The sequence below is a fragment of the Nitrospira sp. T9 genome, from assembly GCF_052156535.1.
Lineage (GTDB): Bacteria > Nitrospirota > Nitrospiria > Nitrospirales > UBA8639 > Nitrospira_E.
Window position 1 is genome coordinate 46,389 of the sequence record NZ_JBQKUP010000042.1, and the last position, 26,995, is coordinate 73,383.

The 26,995-nt window shown below is 51.6% G+C and carries 26 protein-coding genes and 1 tRNA gene; 17 read left to right on the forward strand and 10 right to left on the reverse strand.

Annotation, left to right across the window (positions count from 1 at the left end):
- Positions 1 to 71 precede the first annotated feature (71 nt).
- From ACTRXD_RS19640 to ACTRXD_RS19680, 9 genes are all read left to right on the forward strand, one after another.
- Positions 72 to 1,256, forward strand: coding sequence for an aminotransferase class I/II-fold pyridoxal phosphate-dependent enzyme (locus ACTRXD_RS19640; protein WP_442433480.1), 1,185 nt, complete (start codon positions 72 to 74; stop codon positions 1,254 to 1,256).
- Entirely contained in the window at positions 1,256 to 2,566 is a 1,311-nt protein-coding gene (locus ACTRXD_RS19645) for a homoserine dehydrogenase (protein WP_442433481.1), read from the forward strand. The genes ACTRXD_RS19640 and ACTRXD_RS19645 overlap by 1 nt, the downstream gene beginning before the upstream one ends.
- A gap of 41 nt (positions 2,567 to 2,607) precedes the next feature.
- Complete coding sequence (gene thrC / locus ACTRXD_RS19650) at positions 2,608 to 3,669, forward strand: threonine synthase (RefSeq protein ID WP_442433482.1); 1,062 nt, start codon at positions 2,608 to 2,610, stop codon at positions 3,667 to 3,669.
- Positions 3,670 to 3,742: 73 nt separating this feature from the next.
- Entirely contained in the window at positions 3,743 to 4,978 is a 1,236-nt protein-coding gene (locus ACTRXD_RS19655) for a hypothetical protein (RefSeq protein ID WP_442433483.1), read from the forward strand.
- A 4-nt stretch (positions 4,979 to 4,982) separates the two neighbouring features.
- On the forward strand, positions 4,983 to 6,218 hold the full coding sequence (locus ACTRXD_RS19660) for an aspartate kinase (RefSeq protein WP_442433484.1): 1,236 nt from the start codon (positions 4,983 to 4,985) through the stop codon (positions 6,216 to 6,218).
- Between the two features lie 41 nt (positions 6,219 to 6,259).
- Positions 6,260 to 7,840 (forward strand): citramalate synthase, encoded by a 1,581-nt coding sequence (gene cimA / locus ACTRXD_RS19665; RefSeq protein ID WP_442433485.1) that lies wholly within the window; start codon positions 6,260 to 6,262, stop codon positions 7,838 to 7,840.
- 172 nt (positions 7,841 to 8,012) lie between these two features.
- On the forward strand, positions 8,013 to 8,288 hold the full coding sequence (locus ACTRXD_RS19670; protein WP_312644181.1) for an integration host factor subunit alpha: 276 nt from the start codon (positions 8,013 to 8,015) through the stop codon (positions 8,286 to 8,288).
- A gap of 67 nt (positions 8,289 to 8,355) precedes the next feature.
- Entirely contained in the window at positions 8,356 to 8,706 is a 351-nt protein-coding gene (locus ACTRXD_RS19675; protein ID WP_442433486.1) for a MerR family transcriptional regulator, read from the forward strand.
- Between the two features lie 48 nt (positions 8,707 to 8,754).
- A tRNA-Pro gene (locus tag ACTRXD_RS19680) sits at positions 8,755 to 8,831 on the forward strand.
- Positions 8,832 to 8,910: 79 nt separating this feature from the next.
- Here the strand turns inward: ACTRXD_RS19680 and ACTRXD_RS19685 are convergent.
- Positions 8,911 to 9,165, reverse strand: a complete 255-nt coding sequence (locus ACTRXD_RS19685; protein WP_312741462.1) for a hypothetical protein — start codon at positions 9,163 to 9,165, stop codon at positions 8,911 to 8,913.
- 238 nt (positions 9,166 to 9,403) lie between these two features.
- Here ACTRXD_RS19685 and ACTRXD_RS19690 point away from each other — a divergent pair, with 238 nt between their 5' ends.
- The 3 genes from ACTRXD_RS19690 (at position 9,404) to ACTRXD_RS19700 (ending at position 12,323) form a co-directional block, all read left to right on the forward strand.
- Positions 9,404 to 10,162: a glycosyltransferase family 2 protein gene (locus ACTRXD_RS19690; RefSeq protein WP_442433487.1), complete on the forward strand. Its 759-nt coding sequence runs from the start codon at positions 9,404 to 9,406 to the stop codon at positions 10,160 to 10,162.
- Positions 10,163 to 10,276: 114 nt separating this feature from the next.
- A complete protein-coding gene (locus tag ACTRXD_RS19695; protein WP_442433488.1) occupies positions 10,277 to 10,591 on the forward strand; it encodes a lipid-A-disaccharide synthase N-terminal domain-containing protein in 315 nt (104 codons plus the stop codon).
- The gene (locus tag ACTRXD_RS19700) at positions 10,584 to 12,323 is read left to right on the forward strand and encodes an ArnT family glycosyltransferase (protein WP_442433489.1); all 1,740 of its coding nucleotides are present in this window, start codon (positions 10,584 to 10,586) and stop codon (positions 12,321 to 12,323) included. Before ACTRXD_RS19695 ends, ACTRXD_RS19700 begins: the two co-directional genes overlap by 8 nt.
- A 109-nt stretch (positions 12,324 to 12,432) precedes the next feature.
- On the opposite strand, the gene ACTRXD_RS19705 is transcribed toward ACTRXD_RS19700, so the two are convergent.
- Complete coding sequence (locus tag ACTRXD_RS19705; RefSeq protein ID WP_442433490.1) at positions 12,433 to 12,975, reverse strand: redoxin domain-containing protein; 543 nt, start codon at positions 12,973 to 12,975, stop codon at positions 12,433 to 12,435.
- A gap of 128 nt (positions 12,976 to 13,103) precedes the next feature.
- Between ACTRXD_RS19705 and ACTRXD_RS19710 the strand changes: the two genes are divergently transcribed.
- From ACTRXD_RS19710 to ACTRXD_RS19725, 4 genes are all read left to right on the forward strand, one after another.
- Positions 13,104 to 13,544, forward strand: a complete 441-nt coding sequence (locus ACTRXD_RS19710; protein ID WP_442433491.1) for a winged helix-turn-helix transcriptional regulator — start codon at positions 13,104 to 13,106, stop codon at positions 13,542 to 13,544.
- 854 nt (positions 13,545 to 14,398) lie between these two features.
- A complete protein-coding gene (locus tag ACTRXD_RS19715; protein WP_442433492.1) occupies positions 14,399 to 14,902 on the forward strand; it encodes a hypothetical protein in 504 nt (167 codons plus the stop codon).
- A gap of 169 nt (positions 14,903 to 15,071) precedes the next feature.
- Positions 15,072 to 15,839 carry a hypothetical protein gene (locus tag ACTRXD_RS19720; protein ID WP_442433493.1) on the forward strand — a complete coding sequence of 256 codons (768 nt, stop codon included), beginning with the start codon at positions 15,072 to 15,074 and terminating at the stop codon, positions 15,837 to 15,839.
- Entirely contained in the window at positions 15,836 to 15,979 is a 144-nt protein-coding gene (locus ACTRXD_RS19725; RefSeq protein WP_442433494.1) for a hypothetical protein, read from the forward strand. The genes ACTRXD_RS19720 and ACTRXD_RS19725 overlap by 4 nt, the downstream gene beginning before the upstream one ends.
- A 380-nt stretch (positions 15,980 to 16,359) precedes the next feature.
- On the opposite strand, the gene ACTRXD_RS19730 is transcribed toward ACTRXD_RS19725, so the two are convergent.
- Positions 16,360 to 17,073: a class I SAM-dependent methyltransferase gene (locus ACTRXD_RS19730; RefSeq protein ID WP_442433495.1), complete on the reverse strand. Its 714-nt coding sequence runs from the start codon at positions 17,071 to 17,073 to the stop codon at positions 16,360 to 16,362.
- Between the two features lie 1,193 nt (positions 17,074 to 18,266).
- Between ACTRXD_RS19730 and ACTRXD_RS19735 the strand changes: the two genes are divergently transcribed.
- Positions 18,267 to 18,614 (forward strand): hypothetical protein, encoded by a 348-nt coding sequence (locus tag ACTRXD_RS19735; RefSeq protein ID WP_442433496.1) that lies wholly within the window; start codon positions 18,267 to 18,269, stop codon positions 18,612 to 18,614.
- Positions 18,615 to 18,778: 164 nt separating this feature from the next.
- On the opposite strand, the gene ACTRXD_RS19740 is transcribed toward ACTRXD_RS19735, so the two are convergent.
- The 7 genes from ACTRXD_RS19740 to ACTRXD_RS19770 all read right to left on the reverse strand — a co-directional run bounded on the left by ACTRXD_RS19740 (position 18,779) and on the right by ACTRXD_RS19770 (position 26,811).
- The gene (locus ACTRXD_RS19740; protein WP_442433497.1) at positions 18,779 to 19,822 is read right to left on the reverse strand and encodes a phosphatase PAP2 family protein; all 1,044 of its coding nucleotides are present in this window, start codon (positions 19,820 to 19,822) and stop codon (positions 18,779 to 18,781) included.
- A 215-nt stretch (positions 19,823 to 20,037) separates the two neighbouring features.
- Positions 20,038 to 21,147 (reverse strand): TolB family protein, encoded by a 1,110-nt coding sequence (locus tag ACTRXD_RS19745; protein WP_442433498.1) that lies wholly within the window; start codon positions 21,145 to 21,147, stop codon positions 20,038 to 20,040.
- A 9-nt stretch (positions 21,148 to 21,156) separates the two neighbouring features.
- A complete protein-coding gene (locus tag ACTRXD_RS19750) occupies positions 21,157 to 23,328 on the reverse strand; it encodes a M1 family metallopeptidase (protein ID WP_442433499.1) in 2,172 nt (723 codons plus the stop codon).
- A 78-nt stretch (positions 23,329 to 23,406) separates the two neighbouring features.
- On the reverse strand, positions 23,407 to 24,333 hold the full coding sequence (ftsY, locus tag ACTRXD_RS19755) for a signal recognition particle-docking protein FtsY (RefSeq protein ID WP_442433500.1): 927 nt from the start codon (positions 24,331 to 24,333) through the stop codon (positions 23,407 to 23,409).
- Between the two features lie 49 nt (positions 24,334 to 24,382).
- The gene (gene ybeY / locus ACTRXD_RS19760; protein ID WP_442433501.1) at positions 24,383 to 24,835 is read right to left on the reverse strand and encodes an rRNA maturation RNase YbeY; all 453 of its coding nucleotides are present in this window, start codon (positions 24,833 to 24,835) and stop codon (positions 24,383 to 24,385) included.
- 6 nt (positions 24,836 to 24,841) lie between these two features.
- Complete coding sequence (locus ACTRXD_RS19765) at positions 24,842 to 25,888, reverse strand: PhoH family protein (protein WP_442433502.1); 1,047 nt, start codon at positions 25,886 to 25,888, stop codon at positions 24,842 to 24,844.
- A gap of 92 nt (positions 25,889 to 25,980) precedes the next feature.
- Entirely contained in the window at positions 25,981 to 26,811 is an 831-nt protein-coding gene (locus tag ACTRXD_RS19770) for an Fpg/Nei family DNA glycosylase (protein WP_442433503.1), read from the reverse strand.
- Positions 26,812 to 26,995: the final 184 nt, after the last annotated feature.

Below are 26,995 nucleotides of genomic sequence, written 5' to 3' on the forward strand. Positions count from 1 at the left end.
ATTAAATCGTACGATTATCTATCCATTTCCTTCCCAAACCATCAAGGACGATTCGTCATTTTACACAAACAATGGAACCTTTTTACCGAATTCAACGTTTGCCAGGATACGTCTTCTCTCAGGTTCAAGAGTTAAAACTCCAAGCCCGGAAGCGGGGAGAAGACATCATTGATTTAGGTATGGGCAATCCTGACCAGCCCACACCCCGTCATATTGTAGACAAATTGATTGAGACCGCGCGACTCGGGCGCAATCATCGCTATTCCGCTTCACGCGGTATTACGAAATTGCGTCATGCGATTTGCGATTGGTATCAACGAAATTACGAGGTCAGTCTCGATCCGGAGACGGAAGCGATTGTGACCCTTGGGGTGAAGGAAGGATTGGCGCATCTGGCCCTGGCCATGGTGGGACCGGGTGACGTGGTTCTGGCACCGACTCCCACGTATCCGATTCATATGTACAGTGTGATCATCGCGGGTGGCGAAATCCGCGGGGTTGAATTAGGCCCGGATTCGGATTTTTTCGAAAATCTGAAAAAGGCCTTTAAGCAGACGCAACCGGCTCCTCGGGCGTTGATCATCAGTTTTCCTCATAATCCCACCACTCGCGTGGTGGATCTGGAGTTTTTTAAAAAGGTGGTGGAATTTGCACTGGAACATCAAGTCTGGGTCATTCATGATTTGGCCTATGCCGATATCGTGTTCGATGGGTACAAAGCCCCCAGCCTTCTTCAAATTCCTGAGGCCAAACAAATTGGCGTGGAATTTTACTCCCTCTCGAAGAGCTATAACATGCCGGGGTGGCGGGTTGGATTTTGTGTCGGGAATCGTGAAGTCATTGGTGCGTTGACCAAGATCAAAAGTTATCTGGATTATGGCATGTTCCAGCCTATTCAAATTGCCAGTATTATTGCCCTGAACGGTCCGCAGGATTGCGTAAAAGAAATTGTGGGCCGATATGAGCGACGGCGCAATGCTTTGGTCCGTGGACTCAACCGCATTGGTTGGCCGATCGACTATCCTCGCGCCACCATGTTTGCCTGGGCAAAAATCCCACAACAGTACCTTGGAATGGGGTCTTTGGAGTTTTCCAAGTTATTGCTACGAGATGCCAAAGTGGCGGTGTCACCGGGAATAGGATTTGGCGAAGGCGGCGATGACTATGTTCGCTTTGCATTGGTCGAAAATGAGCACCGGATTTTCCAGGCCGTTAGAGGAATCCGTCAGGCCTTAAAGCTGGATGGAGACGTCTAATGCGAAAGACGATCCAGGTTGGGCTGATCGGGTTTGGGACGGTGGGAACAGGAGTGGTGAAGATTCTCCAGGAAAATGTCAGCCTCATTACGAAACGTGTTGGAGTTCCGGTGGCACTCGTGCGAATTGCGGACTTGGATGTGAGAACCGATCGTGGGGTTTCGGTGCCTCAAGGGGTACTCACGACGGATGTCAGGGACATTCTGGATGATTCGGCTATTGATATTGTGGTGGAGTTAATTGGCGGGCATGAACCCGCCAAACGGTTTATTCTTCAGGCACTTGAACGAAAAAAGTGTGTGGTCACGGCGAATAAAGCGTTGTTGGCCGACCACGGGGAAGAGATATTTGAGGCGGCATTTAAGGCAGGCGTTGATCTCGGGTTTGAAGCGAGTGTGGGGGGAGGCATTCCCATCATTCGCTCGCTTACCGAAGGCTTAGCTGCAAACCGGATCTTGTCGATTACGGGAATCATGAATGGCACGTCAAATTATATTCTGACCCGGATGACCAATGAGCACCGTGATTTTGAGGAAATATTACAGGAAGCGAAACGGGAAGGGTATGCTGAAGCGGATCCATCACTGGATGTTGATGGCGTGGATGCGGCTCACAAACTGGCTATTATGGTGAATCTGGCGTATGGGACTCCCGTGCCCATGGGAGCCATCTTCACTGAGGGAATTTCCCGTATTTCGACGGTGGATATCGAGTTTGCCCGTGAACTCGGGTTTACCATTAAATTGCTGGGAATCGCAAAACTTCAAGAGCATGCCATTGAGGCACGAGTGCATCCCGCCCTGGTGCCGGCCGGATCTCCCATTGCACAGGTCAATGGGGTCTATAATGCCATTCATCTGATTGGTGACGCGGTTGGAGATGTTGTGCTCTACGGCAAAGGGGCTGGATCGCTTCCCACAGCCAGTGCCGTAGTGGGAGACATTATCGATCTGGCACGCAATCGTATCGCCGGGGTTGCCGGACGGGTTCCTGTGACCTCATTCCAATGGGAATCGCGCGAGCCTATTGCCATACGGCCGATGGACGAGATTGAAAGCCGGTATTATTTACGGTGCATGGTTAAAGATCAAACCGGCGTTCTATCGGCCATATCGGGAATTCTTGGACAGCGTGGGATCAGTATCTCATCTGTCCTGCAAAAAGGGCGAAAGGAAGGACAAACGGTGCCGTTGGTCATCTTGACACATCGCTCGGTGGAGCGAGCGGTTCAAGACGCACTCCAGGAAATTAATGCGCTTCCCATGATATCAGAGCCAACGACGCTACTTCGGATGGAAGGGGTGGAATAAGACATGAGGCCAAATCGCGTCACGAAGGGGGACAAGCCATTATGATTCCTTGGCGTGGCATTATCGAGGAATATCGAAAATTCCTTCCGGTGGGAGAGCAGACTCCGATCGTGTCACTACTGGAGGGGAATACCCCACTTATTCCAGCAAAGCGCTTAGCCGGGAAAATTTGTCCTGGTCTGGGGCTGTATCTAAAAATAGAAGGGGCCAACCCAACCGGTTCATTTAAGGACCGGGGGATGACCATGGCGGTTTCCAAGGCCGTAGAAAGTAAAGCCAGGGGACTCATGTGCGCCTCGACAGGCAATACTTCCGCTTCGGCAGCGGCCTATGGGGCGAAGGCAGGGTTGCCGGTCTATGTCGTCGTGCCGGCAGGGAATATCGCATTGGGTAAATTGACGCAGGCGCTCATGCATGGGGCTCGAGTCATTCAGATTGAAGGAAACTTTGATCAGGCCTTAACGATCGTAAAAGATTTGTGCGAGGAAACCGCTATTGAATTGGTCAATTCCATTAACCCGTTTCGTTTGGAGGGCCAGAAAACGGCGGCCATGGAAATCTGTGATCAGTTAGGGTATGCCCCGGTCATTCATGCCCTCCCGGTAGGAAACGCCGGCAATATAACTGCGTATTGGCGAGGATATCGGGAGTACCACAAGGCCGGACAAACGCAAGGATCGCCTCGTATGTTCGGGTTTCAAGCGGAAGGAGCCGCGCCCTTGGTCAGGGGTCATGTCGTGGAGGAGCCGAAAACCATTGCTTCGGCCATTCGGATTGGCAATCCGGCCAGTTGGTGTTTGGCTCTGGAAGCGGTGGAGGAATCACACGGATATCTGGACATGGTATCGGACGAAGAAATTCTTCGAGCGTATCAAATGGTGGCGAGTGAAGAAGGGGTCTTTTGCGAGCCCGCTTCCGCTGCGTCTCTGGCTGGGATTGACAAAATGAATCGCGCTGGGTTGTTGCCGAAGGAGGGGGCAATTGTGTGTACCCTAACCGGACACGGGTTAAAGGATCCGGATACGGCCATCTCGGTCTCCTATCGACCGGTGACGGTTCCTGCAACACATGAAGCGGTCAGAGCGCAATTAACGAATCAATAATCCCTCATGGTCCTCTGAAAACCAGGATTGTTCGTTCAACTACTCATGAACTCAACACAGTGAGGCTCAGGTCGTGCGAAAAACGATCGTGATTCACGTCGATGGATTGACAGGACAGTCGTATCAAGAATTAGGAGACCAAACCGTCTTACAATCGGCTCGGACACCGCACCTGGATGAATTAGCGGAGCATGGCGAATTGGGGCGCTTAGGGGTTCCCCGGGAAACTCGTCCCTTTTGCGGGGAAATGGCCCTGCTGGCTTTATTGGGATACGATCCCCATAAGTGGTATACCGGTCCTGGTGCCTTTGAGGCAGAGGGATTAGAGGTTGTTCTGGACGCCCATGATGTGGCCTATCTTTGTCATTTGGTGACTCTCCGGGGTCAGGATGGATGGGGGGATGAGAAAAAATTTGGTCCTCACCTATTCATGGCCGATCCCTATGGCGGAGGAATCGGGACTGAGGAGGCCCGAGAACTCATTGATGCCGTTAATGAACAATTGATTTCTGAAAATATTCAATTCTACATGGGCAGCCATCATCGGCATCTTATGGTCTGGGTGGGCGCAAGCGGGAAAGTGGCTTGTCGCAACCCATATGAGGCTTTAGGACAGTCGATCGAGGCGTATCTGCCGACCGGAGATGGATCGCACATCCTACGTGAACTCATGGCGGCTTCCCGGGTGATCCTCTGCCATCATCCTGTGAATCACGAGCGCCTGAGTGCCGGCTTAAAACCGGCCAATTGTTTGTGGTTGTGGGGGTCAGGAAAGCCTGTGGAATTGCCTCATTTACATGAACGGTGGCCAGTCAACGGTCTCGTGATTTCGTCCGATGGGCCGTATATCGGTGTTGGAATGGCCGCTGGACTTCAGACGGTCAAGGTCGAACATGTGGGAGGGGGAGATATCGAATGGTTGCAGGCGGTAGCTAATCAGGCTTCGACGGCCTTGGACAGGCATGACCTGGTCTGTCTGCACATTCCCTTTTACGAGTGGGGCTTGAAGGATGGACAGGCGGTCCCACCCGCACAATTAGTGGAATATCTTGGGCAAGTGGACGAACAGGTCATTAATGCCATTCATGCGTCTGTTGGAAGCACCAACTCCATCCGCATCGTCGTCATGGTGACGTCATGTCCGAATTGGCAGAAGGATGGAGGGTCTTTCATATCGCCTTATCTGGTGTTTGAAGGGCCAGGGGAAAAATCTGAAAATCATGCGGGACCAATGAATGAACGTGAGGTAGCCAATCGACCCCTCCGTGATGCTACCAAACTGTTTGAGCGATTTATGGCCACTCAATAAAACCATGGCCCTGTATATTCAAAAATTCGGCGGTACATCAGTGGGGAGCCTGGAACGAATTCAAAACGTGGCCCGGCTTATTCAGCACACTTTCCGTGAGGGGCATCAACTGGTGGTCGTGTTGTCCGCGATGAGCGGGGAAACGGATCGCCTCATGAAAATGGCCAAAACCTTGAGCGTTGATCCAGATGATCGGGAGCTGGATGTGTTACTTTCTTCTGGAGAACGGGTCACAATTGCGTTGATGGCGATGACCCTCAAGAGTCTTGGGATCAGGGCGCAATCCTTTACGGGACGTCAGGTTGGGATTGTGACCGATAGCACACATACCAAAGCCCGAGTCTCCCGTGTCGATACGGACCGGGTGCTGGGAGCCTTGAGTGACGGGATTGTTCCCATCGTGGCCGGGTTCCAAGGTATCAACGCCGCATCCGATGTGACCACATTAGGGCGCGGCGGCTCGGATTTGACGGCCGTGGTATTGGCGGCGGCGCTCAAGGCCGATACCTGCTTTATTTATACCGATGTGGATGGGGTGTACACGGCCGATCCCAATATTGTGCCGGGCGCGAGAAGATTGGATAAAATCTCCTATGAAGAAATGTTAGAGTTAGCGAGTCTGGGTGCGAAAGTTCTACAGTCTCGTTCGGTGGAGTTAGCGGCGAAATATCAGGTCCCTGTGGAAGTGCGATCCAGTTTTCAAGACGGGCCTGGAACCTGCGTGGTAAAAGAGGATGTCGATATGGAAGAAGTCTTAGTCTCGGGGGTCACGGGTGACCGGAATCAAGCCAAAGTCACGGTGGTCGGGGTCCCCGATCACCCTGGAATTGCGGCCACATTGTTCTGCTCCATTGCCGATGCGGCCATCAATGTGGATATGATTATACAAAATGTGAGTCAGGATTCCCTGACGGATATTTCCTTTACCGTGCCGAGAGCTGACCTTCCTCGAGGCATGGGTCTCATCAGAGATATTGCCAAATCAGTGGAAGCGCGGACGGTCGAGGTGAACGAATCCATTGCCAAAGTTTCGTTAGTGGGAGTGGGAATGCGTTCGCATTCCGGTGTCGCAGCCAGAATGTTTCAGACACTCTCACGTGAAGGTATTAATATCATGATGATCAGTACCTCGGAGATAAAAATCTCTTGTGTGGTAGAAGAAAAATATATGGAGTTAGCTGTTCGGGCCTTGCACCAGGAGTTTGAATTAGAAGTACCTCCGGGGAGCAGAAAGGCTTAGCGTGGGATTGTGTGTCGCCACCGGTAGTGCGAATGCGTGATATGAATTCTCAATTTCCAGTCATCGAAATCTACGATACGACCCTCCGGGATGGAGCTCAGGCCGAAGATGTCAGCTTTTCGGTGGAGGATAAGGTTCGTATCGCTCTTAAATTAGATGAGCTAGGGGTCCATTTTATAGAAGGAGGGTGGCCGGGAGCCAACCCGAAGGACATTGCGTTTTTCCAAGTCATGAAATCGACTCCATTGCAGCATGCCAAAATCGTGGCATTTGGTTCGACGCGAAAAGCCAAAAATACGGCAAAGGCCGATCCGACGCTGGAAGCCCTTTTATCCGCTGAGACGGATATTGTGACCATCTTTGGGAAAAGTTGGACCCTCCATGTGACGGAAGCCTTGGAAACGACCTTGGCCATCAATTTAGAACTGATTGCCGATTCCATCTCCTATCTCCGGTCGAGGGGACGGCAGGTTTTTTACGATGCCGAACATTTTTTTGATGGCTATAAGACGGATCCCGCCTATGCCATGAAAACCATTCAAGTTGCGGCAGAAGCCGGAGCGGAACGGATCGTGTTGTGCGATACGAATGGGGGAACGATGCCATGGGATATTGGGGAGATTTTTGCAAAGATCCGCAAGAACTGTTCTGTGCCGTTAGGCATCCATGCACACAATGATGCGGAAATGGGGGTTGCCAATTCCTTGATCGCCGTGCAAGCGGGAGCGATCCAGGTCCAGGGAACGATCAATGGCATTGGAGAGCGGTGCGGGAACGCCAACCTGTGTTCCGTTATGGCCAATTTGGAATTAAAAATGGAGCGAACAGCCCTGGGGGATGGACGTTTGGCACACCTTCGCACCATTTCTCATTATGTGGCCGAGATGGCCAATCTGACTCCCAACAAACGGCAGCCGTATGTGGGAGATACCGCGTTTGCTCATAAGGGGGGGGTGCATATTCATGCGGTGCAAAAAAACCCGCTCACCTATGAACATGTGAATCCCGATATCGTCGGCAACCATCGTCGCGTCTTAATTTCCGATAGCAGTGGAAGAAGTGCCGTGTTTGGAAAGATGGAAACCTTCGGACTGGATCTTCCTCAGGATAATCCCAAGGTCCTTGAATTGCTGGATTCCCTTAAAACGTTGGAATATGAAGGCTACCAATTTGAAGGCGCAGAAGGGTCTTTTGAATTGTTAGTGCGGAAAGCCATGGGGACCTATACCCCATCCTTCGAATTCCTGGGGTGCCGGATCATTGTGGAAAAACGGAAAACGAATGAAGACCCTATTTCTGAAGCCACGATTATGGTCAAAGTCGGGGAGGTGATTGAACATACCGCGGCGGTCGGTGATGGGCCGGTGAATGCGCTCGATCATGCCCTTCGGAAAGCACTGGAGCATTTCTATCCGCAGTTAAAGGAAGTCAAACTTCTGGATTATAAGGTCCGTGTGTTGACCGGGCGACATGGAACGGGTTCTCGTGTGCGAGTCCTGATTGAGTCGGGGGATCACAAGGAAAAATGGGGCACGGTCGGGGTATCGGAGAACATCATTGAAGCCAGTTGGCAGGCCCTGGCCGACAGTATTGAGTATAAGCTCATGAAGGAGAAGCCGTAAAAGTGATAGCGGTCCCTCCGTATAGGCTGACAAAGGCGAATCCTCTGAAGAGCCCGGTTCTTGACATCATCTGCGTTGCCCGTTACGTTGCTGCCAGCAAGAAGGGTCAAAGGCGTGAATTCACAATCCGTATGTACGGTCTTCAAGATCACTGGTGAGGGGGTTTTGATTTATGCGCAAGGCTGACATTGCCGAAATCATCACAGAGACGGCAGCTATCCAAAAAACCGACTCCATGGAAATGGTGGAGCATGTCTTGGATTTGATCAAGTCCATGCTTCAACAAGGGGAAGTCGTTAAAATTGCCGGATTTGGGAACTTTGTTGTTCGGAATAAGGGAGAGCGGAAAGGCAGGAACCCTAGGACCGGAGAAGAAATTGCCATTACGCCCAGACGCGTGGTGACCTTCCGACCAAGCCAACTCTTTAAGAAATATGTCAATTCTTGACGGGCGAGAATCTCGCAATCGGTCTCTTTCACTCTCTTGCTAGATACACCGTGGGGTGATTGCAGCTATGGGAGGTGGAACCAAATACGAGGATAAGGCCTTTTATAAAATAGGGGAAGTCGCCGATTTGACGAATCTCCCCGCGTATGTCCTGCGGTTTTGGGAGTCGGAGTTCATTTTTCTCAAACCCAAGAAAAGTCAGGGCAAACACCGGGTTTATTCGAAAGCCGACATTGAAACGGTCTTTGAAATTAAACGAATGCTCTATGATGAAGGGTATACGATTGCGGGCCTGAAGCGATATTGGTATCGCAAAAAACGGTCAGAAAAAGCCGTGCAAGTCCCGAAAGACCGAGTGGAAAAAGCGAAGGTGGAACTGCAAGGTATTCTGAAAATTTTGCGGCGAACGACGGTATAGGTTTCGACCAATGACGACGGATGGGAATACGACTGGTCAGGTTAATGTCGGGGCGTAGCGCAGCCCGGTAGCGCACTCGCTTGGGGTGCGAGAGGTCGGAGGTTCAAATCCTCTCGCCCCGACCATATTTTCTTTTCAGCAGAAAGGTTTTCTTCGTCTCCTCGATCAGTTAGGGGAGAGTCGATTGGGCAGTACGAAGGCTCGCTAGGCTTGTAAGTCCTCCTCTTCAGCCAGCTCCTCACCCTCGGGCATTCCATACGCCACATATTTCGCATAGGAGAGATAAATCTGGCTGCTATCTCTCATGGCCTTTGAGCCGGCTTTCATTCTATGGAATCGGTTTTTTGATTCCGCATCGGTCTGTGTTTCGAGCCGGCTCACATGCTCCTGTAATAACATGGAATAGCGCTGCATCGCTTGCTCTATTTCCAAATAGGCTTGAAGAATGTCTTCTTGCATGAATGTTCCTCCTTCATAATGTCCTCCACCTTACAAAAGGCTGTTTCCAGGGTCAACTTATTGTGACCGTCGGTGTGGAGTGTAGCATGATGGTCACGGAAACTCGGGGAGAGCATTTCGTGATATATGGCGGTTTGACCGATTTTTTAGTTATTCAGTAAAATGGTGACCGGGTAGGAGGGTCCGCAACGTGTGTTTTGTCATTATTTTGAAATCTGTAGCGTAGTCCGCGCAATCCATGAGTCTCCACCCGCCGCGCCATTGGATTTCCGTTGTCATTCCTATTAAAGATGAGCGGGAAAACATCCCGCTATTAGCGAGCCAATTACTCAAGTTTTTTGAGTCAAGGCCTGAAAGTGGCTCTGCGGCATTTGAACTTGTCTTTGTGGATGATGGGAGTGTGGACGGGAGTGGGCCGTTGCTGGATGAGTTATCCAAACAGTTTCCTGCGATACGGGTGATTCATTTAGACCGGAATCACGGGCAAACGGCGGCATTCGATGCCGGCTTTCGGGAGGCCAGAGGAGAACTCGTTGCCACCATGGACGGTGATCTGCAGTATGATCCGAATGACTTTGCTAAACTTCTTCCATTCGTGGAACGGTATGATTTAGTGTGTGGGCGACGGCAAGCCAGACATGACAATCTGGTCCGTCGATGGTCGTCAAAAATTGCCAACCAGGTTCGAAATTGGGCTGTGCATGACGGCATTTCGGATACCGGCTGTTCCTTGAAGGTCTTTAAGCAGGCCGTGGTCAAACGACTTCCTCCATTTAAAAACATGCACCGGTTTTTCCCGGCGCTGGCCCAAATGTATGGGTTTACGGTGACTGAAATACCCGTCCAGCATTTTCCCAGAGCCCATGGGACATCAAAATATGGAATTGGCAACAGGCTTTTTGCCGGTCTGTATGATCTCTTCGCCGTCAGATGGATGCAAAAACGCTGTTTGAACTACACCATGAAGGGTAGCCATCCCGAAAAATCCGAACTGTAGCATTCTTGAATTGACCACCTGCTGGAAACAATTAACGTACAACAACTCTTTTATGCACCGGCTGGGATCTGAATCGATGGACCCCTTTTAACGATTCATTCCCTGTTACTAACGATGTTCGAATCCCTCACGCACTCTTTCCTGGCCATGTCGTCTGAGGAACTCCTCTGGATCGGCTTTGGTTTTTTGGGGCAAGGCATTTTTTTCTCACGCTGGTTGGTGCAATGGGTGGTGTCGGAACGCAACGAGGAAAGCCAAATTCCCATGTCGTTCTGGTACATGAGCCTGGTTGGGAGTGTAATTGTGCTTACCTATGCCATTCACATCGCCGATCTGGTATTCATGGCCGGCCAAAGCGTCGGAACCGTGGTGTATGTCCGCAATATTATGCTGCTCCATCAGGCCAATAAGCGAGTCATGAGTGGATAGCCCTCCCCCTCAAGCACTCTTTCCGTCATCTTTCCGCTCTTCAATAACGCAATCGCCTCTTTTTCTGTTGGTGTGTGTGCTGCTCCTGGCTGCCTGGCTCTTGGGCGTAGAGGGTGGATGGCTCTTTGGCCCGGATCTCGGCGCACTGGGGTTGACGGATCGGGATGAGGGGAGCAATGCGGAAGCGGCCCGGGAAATGCTGGAGACCGGTGATTGGATTTCTCCCACTCTTAACTATGAACCACGCTATGCCAAACCGGCTTTTGTGTATTGGCTCATCAGCGGGTCGTATTCCCTGTTTGGCATTAATGAATTTGCCGCGCGGTTGCCTTCGGCTTTATCAGGTCTCTGCCTCCTGTTCCTTCAATATGTGTTTGTTCGAAGGTGGGCCGGCCCCATGGTGGCCCTGTTCGCTTCCTGCATGTTGCTGCTGAATTTGGAGTTTTTGGGTATCAATCGCATGGTGCTGACCGATCCGGAACTGGTCGTGTTCACCACATTGGCCGGCTATAGCTTTTGGCACGCGCTCCACCATGAACAGACCAAGCGCTGGCTTTTCGCCATCTTTTATCTGGCTATGGGATTTGGCATGTTGGTCAAGGGGCCTGTGGGCATTATCATTCCGCTGGTGGGGGTGATTCCCTATCTGACCTTGACGCGCCAATGGGGAATATTCTGGGCACGGGGCTTTCCCCTTGTCGGAATCGTTTTGGTCGCCGCTGTCGCGGCTCCCTGGTATGTGATGATGTTTCAAATACATGGGGAAGCCTATTGGGCCGCGGCGCAGGCGAATACCACCGGCCGGTTCATGAATCCCATGGAAGGTCATGGGGGGACGCTCTTGTTTTATGTCCCGGTATTGTTGATTGGATTTTTTCCATGGAGTGCCTGTCTCCCTTCCGTGTTGTCTCACACGTTAAAACGCTGGAAAGCGTTCTGGCAGGGACAAGGCCTTGTGTCACAGGAACAACACTTGGAGTGTTTCCTGAGCCTCTGGGTGGTGGGATTGTTGCTGTTCTTTACCTTCTCGGCCACGCGGCTGCCCCATTACATCTATCCGGTGTTTCCGGCGGCAGCCCTGCTGATCGCACTGTGGTGGAAGCGTTTTTTGACAGAAGAAGAGCCGGTTGGACTCACCGCTTCCACTCGTATCCTCATTGGGGTGGGATATCTCTTGGGCATCGCAATGATGTTTGTGCCGGCGGTCTTTCAGTTGTTCATGAAGCAAATTGCCAAAGAGTTCCCGGCTGCGGTCCAGGTGGATCTGGCATGGCTTCCGTCGCTGGTAGGCCTTGTCATGGTACTAGGCACCATGCTCATGCGGCAGTGTATGCGATCTGACACCAAGCGCCATCTGGCCTTTTGGGTAGGATGCGGGATGATGCTGATCTTTTCAATATTGGTCGCACGAGGAGGACTCTCAATTTACCAACAGTATTTCATCGGACCACCACAGGAGTTAGCTGTCATCGCCGGCTATAACTTAGGCCGGGACGACCGATTAATTCAATTTGGCCGGAAGCGCCCCTCCCTCAGTTTTTATGCCAAACGCAAAGTACACTTTCTTGGGGTGCATGACGAAGAACTCCCCCAACACCTCGCGGCTCCCGGCCGAAAAATGGCCATCATCCAAACTCAGCTTCGAGGGCAACTTCCCGAAGCCATGGCACAGTGGATTGTCGTTTTGGACCACGGCGGTTTTTCTCTCCTCACCAGCGAACCCTTGCTGTAAAAGCCGGCAGGGAATGTTGGAAGTCTCCGGACTATCTACTTGGACAAAGAAGCCTCTGCGCATTGTACCGGTGAGCCCTGGGCCAAATAGTACCAAAAACAGATTCGTTTTATCCGATGGCACAGGAGTCGTCTGCGCATGAAGGCTTCGCCAGCTGTTCGGGTCTTGCCGGGAATGGCGCTGAGGATGTTGCGTGCTCCCGCAATAATCCGAGGTCCGCTCCGAGGAGGAGATCGTCATGGACTCCAAACACCTGGCGGTGCAGTCTGCCTTGTGCGTCAATCAACACCGTGGTTGGAGTTCCCCTCATCGCATACGCTTGCATGGTTCGGGGAAGCGGGTCGCCATCCGGTCCTGGCAGGTCGACCCCAACCGGAAAACGAATGCGGTACTCATGCAGAAACGCGCGCAGCGACGACAACCCCATAGCCTCATGGTGCTCGAATACCGTATGCAACCCGATGACCCGGACGTCGGGAAAGAGCGTGGCGACACGTTGAGCCTGTGGCAGGCTATGCGATACACAGCCGGGACAGAGCATCTGAAATGCATGAAGAAGCACGACTTGTCCCCGAAGCCCGGACAGGCTGAGGGGCTCGGGGGTATTGAACCAGTCTGTGGTCTGCCACTCTGGAGCTAGCTGGATTGCCATCAAAAGTCTCCTTGGGTGGTTGATGGTTGAGTATTGGTCTTTCATGCAAGATACTAAGCCTGCAGGAATATTCTCAAGAAGGCACTTTTTGGTAAGTGGGTGACTGAATGGTTCAGGATAATTCGTCGATGGGTGTGGAATCGGAGTTGCAGGATGGCAAGAAAATTCCTGTGGCCTCGATGGTGGAGAGTATTGTGGGCTGTAAGTGGTCTGTCCGCTTACTCCAGCTTTGTGCCCAGGGGCACAATCGCCCAGGTATGGTGCTCCGGGCCTGTCCAGGTCTGTCGGCCAAAGTCATGAATGAGCGATGGCGAAAGATGATCCGTTTCGGCATCCTGCGGCGCACGGTGTTGGGACAAAAGCCTCCGGTTGAAGTGGAATATCAACTCACCCCGTTCGGCCGTCGATTTTTGAAAATTCTTGACGAAGTGCGTCGGCTACAGGAGGCTGTGGATGATGGGGGCATCTCGGAGGCCAGGAGTTCACTCGAGAAAGTACAGCCGAGTGTTCGCAATACGAATCCCAAAAATTCGAGACGACCCTCCTCGTCTGGTTCTTCTTCAAGATAAAGTCATACTCAGTCCAACTTCTGACTTTTTTTTTCTTGATAAAGAATTATTGGTTCCGGCTTTTCGGCTTTACGATGTGTATCGGGAATCTATTTTGGGATTTGCCAACAAAAAAAGTGCCGGCAAATGAAGGCATCGCACGTGTGGCCCCATCTCTAGTATCAATGTGATGTTCTGTGTTGCCGGGTTTCGCCCCGGCAGGCGAGGCTTTGCATGATGCGTCTCGAAGAGCGCGACTATTGTTGTGGAGGCAAAAGGACCCAAAACCATTGACGCCCCGTCCGGCCCTATTGGATCGGAGGAACGCCAGCCTGAGGAGGGCGGACCAACTCGCGGAGCCTGCACTAAGGTTTCTCGAAGGGCTCAAAAAAGGTCCGCCAACTGAGGAGCGCGTCCCTCCTTTGGGCCAGACGGCAGGCGTTGGACCAGGGGAGCCGAACTTTTCAGGGACTCACATGAAAGAGCGAGAAGCCATATATCCATATATTCTGTATGATCCATTTTTCCAAACCCGCCGACTGTCTCCTCTCATGAGCATACTATCCTCAACAATAAACTTAGAGCTAAGAGGGCTCATTTCACCTTGACATATTTTGGCGATTGATCAAAAATCCTCCACGGTTATTCCAGCGCGGCGCTGACAGTCTGGGATTGATGAAGATGATGCTCTACGCTCATGTGCTCAACCGTTGGCCAGCGGGCGTTCGCAGTCCGCTGGACGGACTGTGAACCCCCGCAAGCAGGTGGTGTTAGGCTATGACGGTTATCAATCGAAGACTTCACAGGAGGCGCCACTGAAATTCTAGCGCCGCTTGCCAGGGGCCTACCCTCTAACGCTCGGCAGGAGTTGTACCATGAATGCGGATATTGTTACTGCCATAGCGGCAATTATTACTGCGCTAATTGCGCTTGCAATAGCGGTCTTCGAAGGCCGCCAACGACGCGCCTCGACAAAACTGGACGTACTTCTCCGTCTGGATGATCAGTGGAATGGTGAGTCTATGAAGAGGGCTAGAATCGTGGCGGCCGAATCGCTCAAGGCAGGTCTCAGGCCAGACGACGGTGTTGATTCGGTGTTGGATTTTTTCCAAGGCATCGGTTCCCTTGATCGTCGTGGGCTGATTGATCGTGAGCTTGCATGGGAGTTCTTTTTCTATTGGCTCCATCGCTACGTAGCACTCACAGCCGACCATATTCGCGAGAGACAAAATGCTAACTCGGCTCTCTGGCTAGACGTTCGTCCGCTACACGAAAAGCTTTCGAACGTCGCACGGAAACGAAGTCCTCGACGCGATTCGGCCAATCTTCCGTCCCCGAAAGAACTCCAAGCGTTCATTGAGGAAGAGCTGACCTTATGAGACGGGGAGGATTAGGGTCAGGCTTGAATATATGAATGCGTCATCCAGGTGCCCAGCCTAACATGCCACTGCAGGCGACGGGTGACAGCATAGTTTTTTCTCTGTTCATGTGTCCCTCTCCTGTCACCCGCGCCTGAGCGGCGGCGTTAGCGGTCATAGGGTGTATCGAATGAGCGCGGTTATGCTATTGGAGTGGAAGTTCTCGCCCCCGGATTATTTCGAGGAGCCGATCGAGATTTCTCGCCAGGACTACACTATGACCATCGCAGATGGTCGAGTCCAAGCGAAGATTGCTTCCGCGGTTTTTGAAGCAGACCCCGACATGCGACAACGGGTGCACGACGCCTTGAATGATCGGTTCCTAGGAGTGCAGCTGTTCACCCATCGTGCCTACGAACTCTCGCGCTCAACGAAGACCCGAGTGCCCCCGGACGCCCGCAGAGACATCTTCATCGAACTTGAACCGGCGCGGATAGTGCTCTCTGCTGGGACAGTGGACATTCAGATCAAAGACAAAGACGGGAACGTCATCGCCGACTCAAAGCGAGACCGCATCGAGAAAAAGAAGAGCCTTGGCGAGCTTATTAGCACCCATCGACCTACGGACTCGCTACTCGCTTCATTGCTCAAGAGTCAAGCTGCGGCAGTACAGGATCCGAATAACGAACTCGTACATCTTTATGAGGTGCGGGACGCTCTCTCTGCAAAGTTCGGCGGCGAGAACGCGACGCGAACCGCCCTTGGTATCGGCAGCACCCCGTGGTCGCGCTTCGGACAACTCTGCAACAACGAGCCCCTGCGGCAGGGGCGTCACCGTGGCAAGACCGGGGGCGTTCTCCGAGATGCGACGGAGGCCGAACTGACTGAGGCACGAGGTATCGCAAGGGTCATGATCGAAGCCTATCTTCGGCACCTCGAGGGCTCTGTGAGCCCATGATGACCGCTAACCCCGTGCTCAACCGGACCGCCCGCAAGCTTCGCTTGCGGGTTCCCTCCTCGGCACGCTCGCCGGCGGCAGACGGGGAGCAAACGGGAATGAAAGAGGCCGTGGCTACTCGATGTGGGATGGAGGGATAGTGATGAGCGGTCGGCTGAATCGAGTCTGCGGCTGGTTCCGCTTCCCAGCCGCCTGCGGCAGCCGAACGCGCGGCTCGAACAGACTGGTCTCCGGCCCCTTGCTCAGCCGCGGACTCGGTTAGGGCGGAACATGAAAGAGGCACTGTTGGCAGACGGACAAAAAAATCGAGATCGTGCTACACGACTAAAGCGTGGGCCTGTGAACAGCCAGCGAACATTCAGGTGGATTGATGATAACGCAGACAAGTGCTATCTGTTTTTGCGCATTAGGACTCTTTATGGTTTCCAAAATAAATTTTTCATCGCCAGTAGAAACGAAGATTGGATAATTGGAAGAAGCCACGTGCCCTTGTGGCACCTATGAAGGGGGCCAATTAAATTTAACCGGCTTTGCCGTCACCTTTTGTTAGGGTTGGGACAAATTCTAAGAAGTATTGGCGGGGGAGGAAGGTGTGTTCTTTGGCCAGGGTAAAGCCGGCTTGTTCCATATCCTTGATCACTTGTTCTCTGGGAACCAGATGGCGTTTTGAGAATCCGAGTGTGCCCGACCGTGCATCGTTGTAGTAGTCGATAATCACCACACGCCCGTTTGGCTTGAGTGCGGGCTTGGTGTTGGCCAGATAGTCGATCTGGTCTTCTAGGTGGTGATAGACGTCGCACAGGAACACCATGTCTGCATTGTTCCCGGAAAATGTGGGACCTTCTTTTTCGGCCAGAATAAAACGGACTCTGTCGGCGAGCCCACGTTTTTCCAACTGCTGTTTGTTGTAATTCAACATTTTCTGTTCGACATCGATGGCGATGATCTGTCCCTTCTCTCCCACCGATTCGGCGAAGCGACGGGTGAAATAACCCGAGCCTGCCCCGATATCGATCACCATCATGCCACGCGCGAGATTCAAGGCCTCAATGACTTTTTCGGGTTGTTGGTGCTGATCACGTTCCGGGCGTTCAAGAGCGTGAATGTATCTGTTGATATCCCATGTTTTCTGCGCGCAGCTTGCGGTCAGGCTTGTGAGAACAGCAAGAAACAGGAGGTAGAATATCGTTGGCTTTTTGGACGGTTGTACGGGAGGCGTCGAGCGTTCGTTCATATGTATCATCCTTACATTTATGCCTGATTCTGTGGATAGGGGGTAAACGGCAAACAATGTACTTTTATAACGGTTGAGGAGACGAGTTTCAAGTAAAAGGTGAACCAATGGTGGCTTGAGGAAATGCTGGAATTCCCCTGTGTTTTTGGGGAAACCTGAAGAATACACAAGCTGCAGCAACGATGCAGGACTGTTTAAGGAGGCAGTATATGACTCCTATTTTCGTCTGTAGACGTCACAATTTTTGAGCCGAAAATAGACTACAGGATGATAATCTGAGAGCGGATGGAGAACGTGAGAAAAGCTATGAGGTGCATAGCGACTCCTGGGGCTGCTTCAGTCAAGGTGGAGTGTTGAATAAGCCAAGGCTCTACGTCTAGCTTATTTTGAATCGACTCATTGAGGGGATTCCCTACCCACCAGACTTGCTCCCAAAATTACAATACTTCCCGTTGTGGCCTCTCAAGGCCCATAAGGAAACGCGGCCATTGAAGGCGCAAACCCCTGTGAGATTGGTTTCATTCGTGGGACCATTCATGTATATGCCAGAGTCTGAGTGCAAAGCCAGACACAATAGCTACCAATCAGTCTGAGGGAGAGTGAGAAAGACGGCTCTGATTCGAGTCCAGGGTGTGGAACGAGAATCCATAACAGACCAAAGGTCATTACCAACCAGGGAGGTCCTGAGCCAGATTTTGCCAAAAGATCTCTTTCATGCATTTGTTGAAAAGATGGATAATGGCCAGTCCTGGGACAATCCCAACAGACTGCTGCCAGGATCATTTGTAGGAAAATGTCAATACATTGAATGAATTGAGTTACTTAGGCCTTCTTTTCCGTACCCGACATGCCAGATCAGCTTGACCATAGATTTGGCTACTCCCTTGGGCAATTCATAACAGAAATACCTAAAAATGGTCGTCAAGGGTTTTTGACAGTTACATCCGCACGGGGGAGGTATAGGATGAAACGAGTTCCCTTAAATTTCCAAGTGCTGGGAGCCTCAACTTTTTTATTGCTTTTCGGGAAGGAGGCTTACAAGAAAGCATTTTTCTTCTGCCTAAACTGGATACCTCATGAGACCATTTCATGGTGAAGTTATAGGAAGAGAAAAATGAAGGCTGAGGATCGAGGAAATTTCCGGGTATGCCAAGCTCTATGAGACCTACACCTAAATCAAATCAGGAGGCATTATGAAAAACGTGATGAAAAATAAATCTCTCGTAATTTTAGGAAGTTTGGCCGGAATATGCTTATTAGGAACTGTCGCCTTTGCCAATCCATCCATGGTGCCGGATCATCCCGGATACCCGATGAAAGAATCGAAAAGTCCGGTAAGTGGCGTATCGACGGCCAATGACCCGGGGCAGGAAAATTTGTATGGCCAGAATGCCTTGAACGCTGCGACTAAAGAATATACTCAAGATATGAAAACCCGTCGGTCCGGTGTACCGGAAGCAAACGAGTCAGAGAGCCAGAACCAGATGGGTGAACGGAACCAAATGAAGGGTCACAATCAGATGGGTGACCAAAATAAATAAAGAGCCAGGTAGAAACCAGAAATGGAGAGAATAAATCAGGGACCTCACTAGGACTCTGGTTCCGAGGAGGACTGAGAGAGGGTCCTCCTCGAGAGAGAAGGCCATACGATTGGTCGATGAAAAGATCCCAATAGAGAGATAGTCGATGAATGTTCTAAATTCTGTCATGGGGAGACAAAATTTACACCTGATCGGATTGAAAAGATTAGGATTGTGAGGAAAAACATCACGAGTCCTATAATCGCTTCAGTCCAAATGGGCTTGAAGCCGTCGGAGGGATTGCTTTTGATCTTTGTGGTAAATTCGAATTGAGTCCCCTGCCACCAGATAATTCCCGTCATCAGACTTGCTCCCAGTACGACAAGACTTCCAGTGGAGGTTGCTAAGCCAAGTCCCATAATCAGGCATGGCCATTGAGAGGGCCATCGTCCGGGAGGCGGGGTTCCTCCGAAAGTGAGTTCCCGTATCCACCAAAGTCTTAGCCCTAATCCTATCCCAATAGTTATCAGTCCGAGAAAAAGTGAGAGGGACGGTTCTAATTCAATGCCTGGATGGGGAACACTAATCCATACGATACCAAAGGCCGTGATCAGCCAGGGGAGACCATGGGTGAGTGTGTGCTGAAAGAATGTCTTCCACTTTTCAGGAGAATGAATGATGAGCAGCGCAGTTCCGATTCCCACCAGTACACCGCCAAGCACATCTGTAGGAAAATGGGCGCCGGTGATGACGCGACAGGTTCCATTAAATGCAGCAAGTCCGTACCAGAGCATCTTGGCTTTTGGGAAATGATAGGCCAGGACTGTGGCCACGGCAAATGATGCGGTGGTATGACCGGAGGGAAAAGAGTCCCATCCACTTTCAAGTGACGGGGCGATTTCCCAGTCCTGGCTTTGCTTGAGTCTCGGGCGAGGGCGGCCGATGGTATGTTTCAATATTTGGGTAAAGAGTCCGGCGACTCCATGTGCCAGTAAGCTATGAATAGATGCGGATTTCCAGGTAGGCCATCCAAGTCGGAATCCCACTGCCCCGATTCCCAGGGAAATGAGAACCAGGGTGACCCCGTCTCCTATATGGTTTCCTATAGTGCCAATGTGGTCGATGGCCGGATGCGTGAAGCTGTGAACGATCTGGAGGGTTGGACCATCTATCTGAGCAAGAAAAGCAAATAAGCCAAGGAAAAGAAGCCCGGATAGCACGAATATCACGAGAGGAGTCTGGCGGAGAAGAAACTGCGGACGTCGAGGTGAAGGAGGTGCGGGTGATTGGTTAGTCACAGGATTGGGGAACGGGATTTGTCAACAGCCTTGGGCGTATTTTTTCTTCCGTCTATGGAAATTCTTCTCCTCCTTGATCCTCCCTCCCGACCAGTGAAGATCAAAGCGGGGAACTAAAGCGCTCAGTTCACATGACATTCGTCAGGTTAGGGTACCCAATCAGCGAGAAAGATGTTGAATTCTTTTGGGTTGGCGGCATTCCGATCGGATGACCATACCACCTGTTTTCCGTCAGGTGAGAACATCGGAAAGCTATTGAAGTGCCCTTTGAAGGTAATTTGTTCGGGGTGCGTGCCATCCTCATTGATCATATGCAAGTGAAAAGATGGACGCCCCTGATGATCGGGCGGTGTCGACAAGTTTGAGGAATAGATGATGCGCTTCCCATCGGGAGCAAAGAAGGGAGCAAAATTCGAACGCCCGTTGTGAGTGACCTGCACCTTGTTGGAGCCATCAGCATTCATGATGAAAATTTCCAGGTTTGAGGGTTCCACAAGGTTTTGACTGAGCAGGTCGCGATAGGCCTTCACGTCCTCGTCAGTTTTCGGATGATGGGCCCGATAGACAATTCGTTTATTGTCGGGAGAAAAAAAGGCCCCGCCATCATATCCGACTTCCTGTGTCAGTCTTTTCAGATTCTTTCCATCGATATCCATGGTGTACACATCTAAATCTCCATCACGAATGGAGGTGAAGACAATGGTTTTTCCATCCGGAGAAATGGTGGCTTCGGCATCGTATCCATGGGCGGAGGTTAACCGTTGTACGTCCCGCCCGCCGATATTCATGGAGAAGATGTCATAATCATCGAGAGCCCACCGGTAGCGTTCGGTCCTTTCGGGGACGGGTGGACAAAATTGACTACTGATATGCGTGGAGGAAAAAAGGACACGCCGGCCACCGGGGAAAAAGTATCCGCATGTGGTACCGCCCAAGCCCAGGCTGACTCGCCGGACATTCGTGCCATCGAGGTCCATGATATAGATTTGATAGCAGGATCTGAGCGTCTTGCCATCCGGTTCCAGGGTTGATTGGTACACCAAACGGTCACCCTCAGCTGAAAAATACGCTTCGGCATTTTTTCCTGAAAAGGTGAGCTGCCGGATATTGGCCAAATGAGGTTCCGGTTGATCCTGGTTCGCGGGTTGTTCAGCAGCCAGGGCGGTATTCCACACTAGGAACAAAGACAACAGGCTTAACCGGAGAATGTTTCGAATCGAGAATGTGGATCGAAGGCTAGAGAAGGTCGGATGCATTCATGAACCTCACGGTGAATGGCGAATAATCTCGGGTGTAGAGTGTACGGGTTGAAACATCCCCCGGGCAATCACTTTTCCTTGCTTGAAGACCAGATAGCTATCCCACCCGTAGAAAAACAACAGCCGTGAAACGGGCTTGACGGCTTCAGGAGACCATCCGAAAAAGAATGTGACAGTATGATTCGCATCCCGGGGATGGGCGCACGAAATCAGGAAGGCCATTTCCGGGCTCTCGAATGTCTGTTCCCCAATGGAGAGGTGTCCCGGATGAATGTCCATGAACTTTTCGCAGCTATTGAAGGAACCGGATTCCAACAGACGACGGGCAGAGGGCCCGATGACCAGATAGGAGGCCGATTCAGCAATGACCGGATCATCGGCTTGGATCGTTTCGATGCCGGGTTGTTTCTCAAGGCGTTGCAACAGAGGTTCTAAGCTTTGAGCTTCCTCTTTTGTCAGGGTCTGAGGTCTGATGAGAATCCGACGGGTGCCGGTTTCCCACCTATTTAACATGGGTGGAATGTGTGCACGGAGAAGGTGGAGCAGAAGATGGTGCTCAGGATCAATGGCGAGTGTGGTCGGACTCGCCGGGAGATGCAGCGTGAACGGTTGTGTGGCCCGATCCACGTTGAGGACGGAGTCATGCATGAGTCCTCCTTTGAGATCGAGGTGGAGGGGAAGGCGGATGGTGAATATTGGGTCCGCCTGCAGGATTGTTCCGGTCATCGTGAATTGTCCCTGTTGTGTGGGATCTTCCTGGACGAGGATATCCTGGATATCCAGGTTTGGTGCGCCGGGTTGATCGATCCATTGGTGGAAAAACCAACTGAGGTCTCTTTCAGCCGCCTTTGAAAAGATCCGGAGAAGATCGTTCCACTCCAGATAGGTTCCCGTCCCTTCCTGAATAATCCGGCGAACCCCGTTGAAAAATGCCACATCTCCCATTTCTTGTCTGAGTATGTGAAACACCATGGCTGTTTTTTGGTAGCCAATGGCATTATCCAGCCGGGTTTCTTTGTGGTGGAATGCCCGCACGGGATATTCCTTGTCCGGCTCCGCATACAGATTATATTCGTAGACCATCCGCCGTCGGGTATTGAAGGCCTCCTGCTGATGCCCTTTGGCCTCGTCATAATAGTAATTGGAAAGATAAGTAGTGAGCCCTTCCACCCAATTGCCTTGAGCAAAGTCATTGAAGACGGAATTTCCAAACCAGGAATGGACGATTTCATGACCGAGAGAATAGGGTTGGGTATATCCGCGTCGAATAACCCCTTCACCTAAGAGGGTGAATGAGGGGAGCCCAAGTCCGCTTGGGAAAAAGTTTTCCACGACGGCAAATTTTGTAAACGGGTAAGGACCCAGAAGTTCGGTATACATTTGAAGGTAGTCGATGGTCGCTTCTATATATTGGGGAGCCAGGTGTGCGTCTTCTGGGAAAAGATAGGTGGCGAGTTGAATGTCCTTCCATTCCTTTTTGTTCACCACAAAATGATTGGCCGCCAACGTCAGAGCTTCACTTGGGAGGCTCACCTTCCATTGAGTGGTTCGGCGTCCGTCAGTCACGGTATTGATAATTTCCCGGCCTTGGGTGATCGTTTCCCAGTCTGAAGGGAGGCTGAGGGTGAGATCATACGTCGAGAGAGTCTGTTCCCATGTGGGATGCCAGAATGTTTCATAGGTCAAATACACCCCGTTGGGTCCAATATGTCCGTTGGTGTCATCCGGTTTGACAAAGCGAAGTCCACCTGAGGCTTTTGGAGAATCATCAATCTGCCCGTGATACGTCAGTGTAAGGACTGCCGGTTGGTCCGGATCATCAAGGTGAGGTAGGGGAATTTCAATAACCCGGCGCGTTGATGACGGCGGGATCGCGGTTTTTGAGGGATGAGGGATTGGAAGCCGTGTGCCGTTGAATTCAACCCGATCGATTGTGAGCTGAGGATGCAGGATGAAGGAGACGGATGAGTTGGCGCGATGGGATGGAGGAAGATGAACGGTGTCCGATCCGGTAATGGCATGGGTGTCTGGATTTAGTTCAATATGTAATCCATGGTGAATAGGCATCAACCCCTTGGCTTGGACGGGATTCGCCATCGCCAGGCACAGCAATACCAACCCGAGGACAAATGATGGGACTCGTAAAGCTTGCGGGAAGATTTGGTGAATGAAATTCACAAGCCAATTTCCTTGGTTAATTTCCGAACACCATGTTTTTCTCCGACAGAATGCTGTGTGGAAGCAAGCCGGGAGGTATCAGGCCTCTGAGTCTTCTGTCGGGAGCAAGGCCTCGACAAACGCTGAAGCCTGAAAATCCTGGAGGTCCGCTTCCCCTTCGCCCACACCGATCAAACGAATGGGAAGATTGAGTTCGTCGACGATCGCCACGACCACTCCACCTTTGGAGGTTCCATCCAGTTTGGTCAAGGCTAAACCGGTGACGCCGAGTGACTCATGAAATTGTCGGGCTTGTGCAATGGCATTCTGCCCCAGCGTGCCATCCAGAACCAGGAGGGTTTCGTGTGGGGCGTCGGGCATTTCCCGTGCAATAATTCGTTTGATTTTTTTTAATTCATCCATCAAATTAATTTTGGTATGCAGCCGACCGGCGGTATCGATGAGCACGACGTCCACATTTCGAGCTTTCGCCGCGACCATGCCGTCAAACACTACTGCGGCAGGATCGGAGCCCTGCTTTTGTTTAATGACATCAATGCCTGTGCGTTTCCCCCAAATATCCAATTGTTCAATCGCAGCAGCCCTAAAAGTGTCGCCGGCGACAAAGAGAGTGTGTAACCCTTGTTGCTTTAATCGATGTCCGAGTTTGGCAATGGTCGTGGTTTTGCCGACACCGTTGATGCCGATGATCAAGATCACAAATGGACGAGGGCCGCGTCGAATGAGTTGTTCCAGCGGTTCCGACTCGCCCTTCCGAAGAATGTCCGTGAGGAGAGTATGGAGAACCGCTGTCGGATCGGTCCCACTGAACACCCGTGTTTTATCTTTCAGCATCTCAAGAAATCGCTCGACCGTGTGTATGCCGACATCGGCTTCCAGGAGACTGGATTCGACATCCTCCAGGGCGACGGGATCCAGGTGTCCCCGCCCCAGGCGACGCAATGACTTTTGCACGGTCTGACGTGTTTTTGCTAACCCCTTCTGAAGACGTTCAACCCATTTCATAGCTGATGTTCCCGACGATTACGACAAATACGTGATGCATGGCTTTTTGTTATGCAAGAAGACGGAGTGTAGGCGAAGAAAGGCGACTGAAGATCGTGCGTTCTTTTCGCTTCATCCGTTTGGCTTCCCGATCGGTTGTTTCATGGTCATACCCCAGCAGATGAAGGGTGCCATGAATGAGTAAACGCAGGATTTCCTCATCGGCGGTGTTGCCAAACCGTGGAGCTTGAGCCAGTGCCACGGGAATACAAATCACGACATCACCCACGAATGCCAGTGGCGACTGTAAGGCATCCTGCATGGGGAAGGCTAGCACATCGGTCGCATAATCCCGCTGCCGGTACGTCCGGTTGAGTTTCTGCATGCGAGTCTTGCCGACGAAAGTGAGGCTCAGATTAGCCGAAGAATACCCTGCCTGTTGTAATACGGCTTGTGTCAGGCGGCGCACCGTCCTGGGGCGAACGGATACTCGCCGGAGGTGAGAACGAAGCCACACAGCCATCGGGTGTTACCGCGTGGGCCTCTCGCCGTTGGTGTCTGATTTTGAATGGATTCCGGGAGATGCGGTCGAATGGTCGGATGATATGTGGTGCGGGCTGTTATTGGGCAGTTGGTGTTCATACCGGTCGTACGCTTTGATAATTTCTTTGACCAATCGATGCCGGACTACATCTTGTTCGGAAAAATACACGAATTGTATTCCGTCAATATTGAGGAGAATGTCAGCAATCTGCGCCAATCCGGATTTCTGCGAATCGGGGAGATCGATTTGGGTGATATCCCCGGTCACAATGGCCTTGGAATTCAGTCCGAGCCTCGTCAAAAACATTTTCATTTGTTCGGTGGTGGCGTTTTGGGCTTCATCCAGGATGACAAAGGCATCGTCCAGGGTTCGTCCCCGCATAAACGCCAGCGGGGCGATTTCAATTTCGCCACGTTCGATGAGCCGATTGGCCCGATCAATATCCATCATGGTGTACAACGCATCGTACAATGGACGTAAGTAGGGGTGCACTTTGGCAAAGAGGTCGCCAGGAAGAAAGCCGAGATGTTCCCCTGCTTCCACGGCTGGCCGTGCGAGAATGATGCGACTGACTTGTTTATGCGTGAGAGCGGCAAGGGCCATGGCCATCGCCAAATAGGTTTTCCCGGTTCCGGCGGGGCCGATAGCTATGACCAGATCTGACTTGGTAATGGCTTCCAGATAGGCCTGTTGATTGGGAGTTTTCGGATTGACATTCCCTTTTTTTGTCGGAAGCGCGCTTGCCGAAACGGTATAGGGTTTGAGTGGGGTATCTCGTTTTTCTTCTGTCGCCAGAATGGCCCGTGAAATATCGTCCGGTTTCAATTCGTAATAGGTTCGGGTCCAATCAGCTAACTCCCGCAAAATATGTTCGGCCCGCAGAACTGACTCCGGTTGACCATGTAGGGTAATTTCATCGCCCCTGGCTGCCATTCGCACCTGGAGCTCCCCTTCGATCATTTTGAGGTGCAGATCGTGCGGGCCGAAAAGATTGGCTAAATCGACCCCTTCTCGTAGTTTAATTTTTCGCACGTCGTATTCGACTCAACCTCCGGTTAGCTGCCATTAAACTGATATTTGATTCTAGCAAAGGTTTTAGTTTGGCTCAAGGAATGAAATGGAGGCTACCGTCTCTTTTGGCAGATCGAACAAAAGAACGAGCTGCGTTCACTCTGCAGGCGGGTGATCAGAGTGGGGCATCCATGCAAGCAAGGCAATCCTGCCTTCTGATATATCTGGTGCGCTTGCTGGAACCGTCCATACGACCCATCCGGAGCACGAAAATCTCTGATGGAGGACCCTCCAGCGGCAATGGCTTCACCTAATACGGTCTGCATGGTGTCATAAAGTCGTTGACAGGCTGAGACGCCCAGCCGATAGCCGCGGGCCTGGGGGTGCACCCGGGCCCGAAACAGGATTTCATTGGCGTAAATGTTTCCAATACCCGCAAGCCGATGTTGATCGAGAAGAAAAGGTTTCAGCCTGCCTCGACAACTTTGAATGAGTTGGATAAAGGGTTGTGCACCGATATCCATGGCGTCAATGCCGAATCGGCGCTGCATGAAGGCTTCTAACTCCGGTGGGGTGAACAGCCAGAGCCGGCCAAACCGGCGAGGATTCCAGTAATGCAGGTCCGTGGCCGCCGCTCCGGAAATATCGATGCGGCAATGGATGTGTTGAGGAGTTGAGGCCAAGCCAGGATTGTAAAACCAGAGTCCGGTCATTCCCTGCTCAGAAAGCAGATACCGGGTATCGTTGGCTCGATGGCAGGTAAAGATTAAACATTTGCCTTTTCGGGTGATATTGGTGATCGTGGAGCGCTGAAACCAGGGGATGAGGTCGTGCCCGGTGCGCACAATGTCCGAACGGTGTATGGTGAGTGTTTCAATAGTCCCACCCAGGACATGCCGGTTTAGATGGTTGAGAATGACTTCTACTTCAGGGAGCTCGGGCATAGAGGGTGGTGACGTGAGGAAAATAAAAGGGGTGAGCGTGCGTGGGTCAGTTTTTCCTGATGGCCTGGAAGGTTGTATCAGATTAGCAGGGTGTTGAAAAAGTCCTCCAGGGGCGTGGGGTCATTGGTTGCGGGATCTCTGGGGGGAAGCCTATACTTGGAAAAGGGAAATGTTCAACAGAATG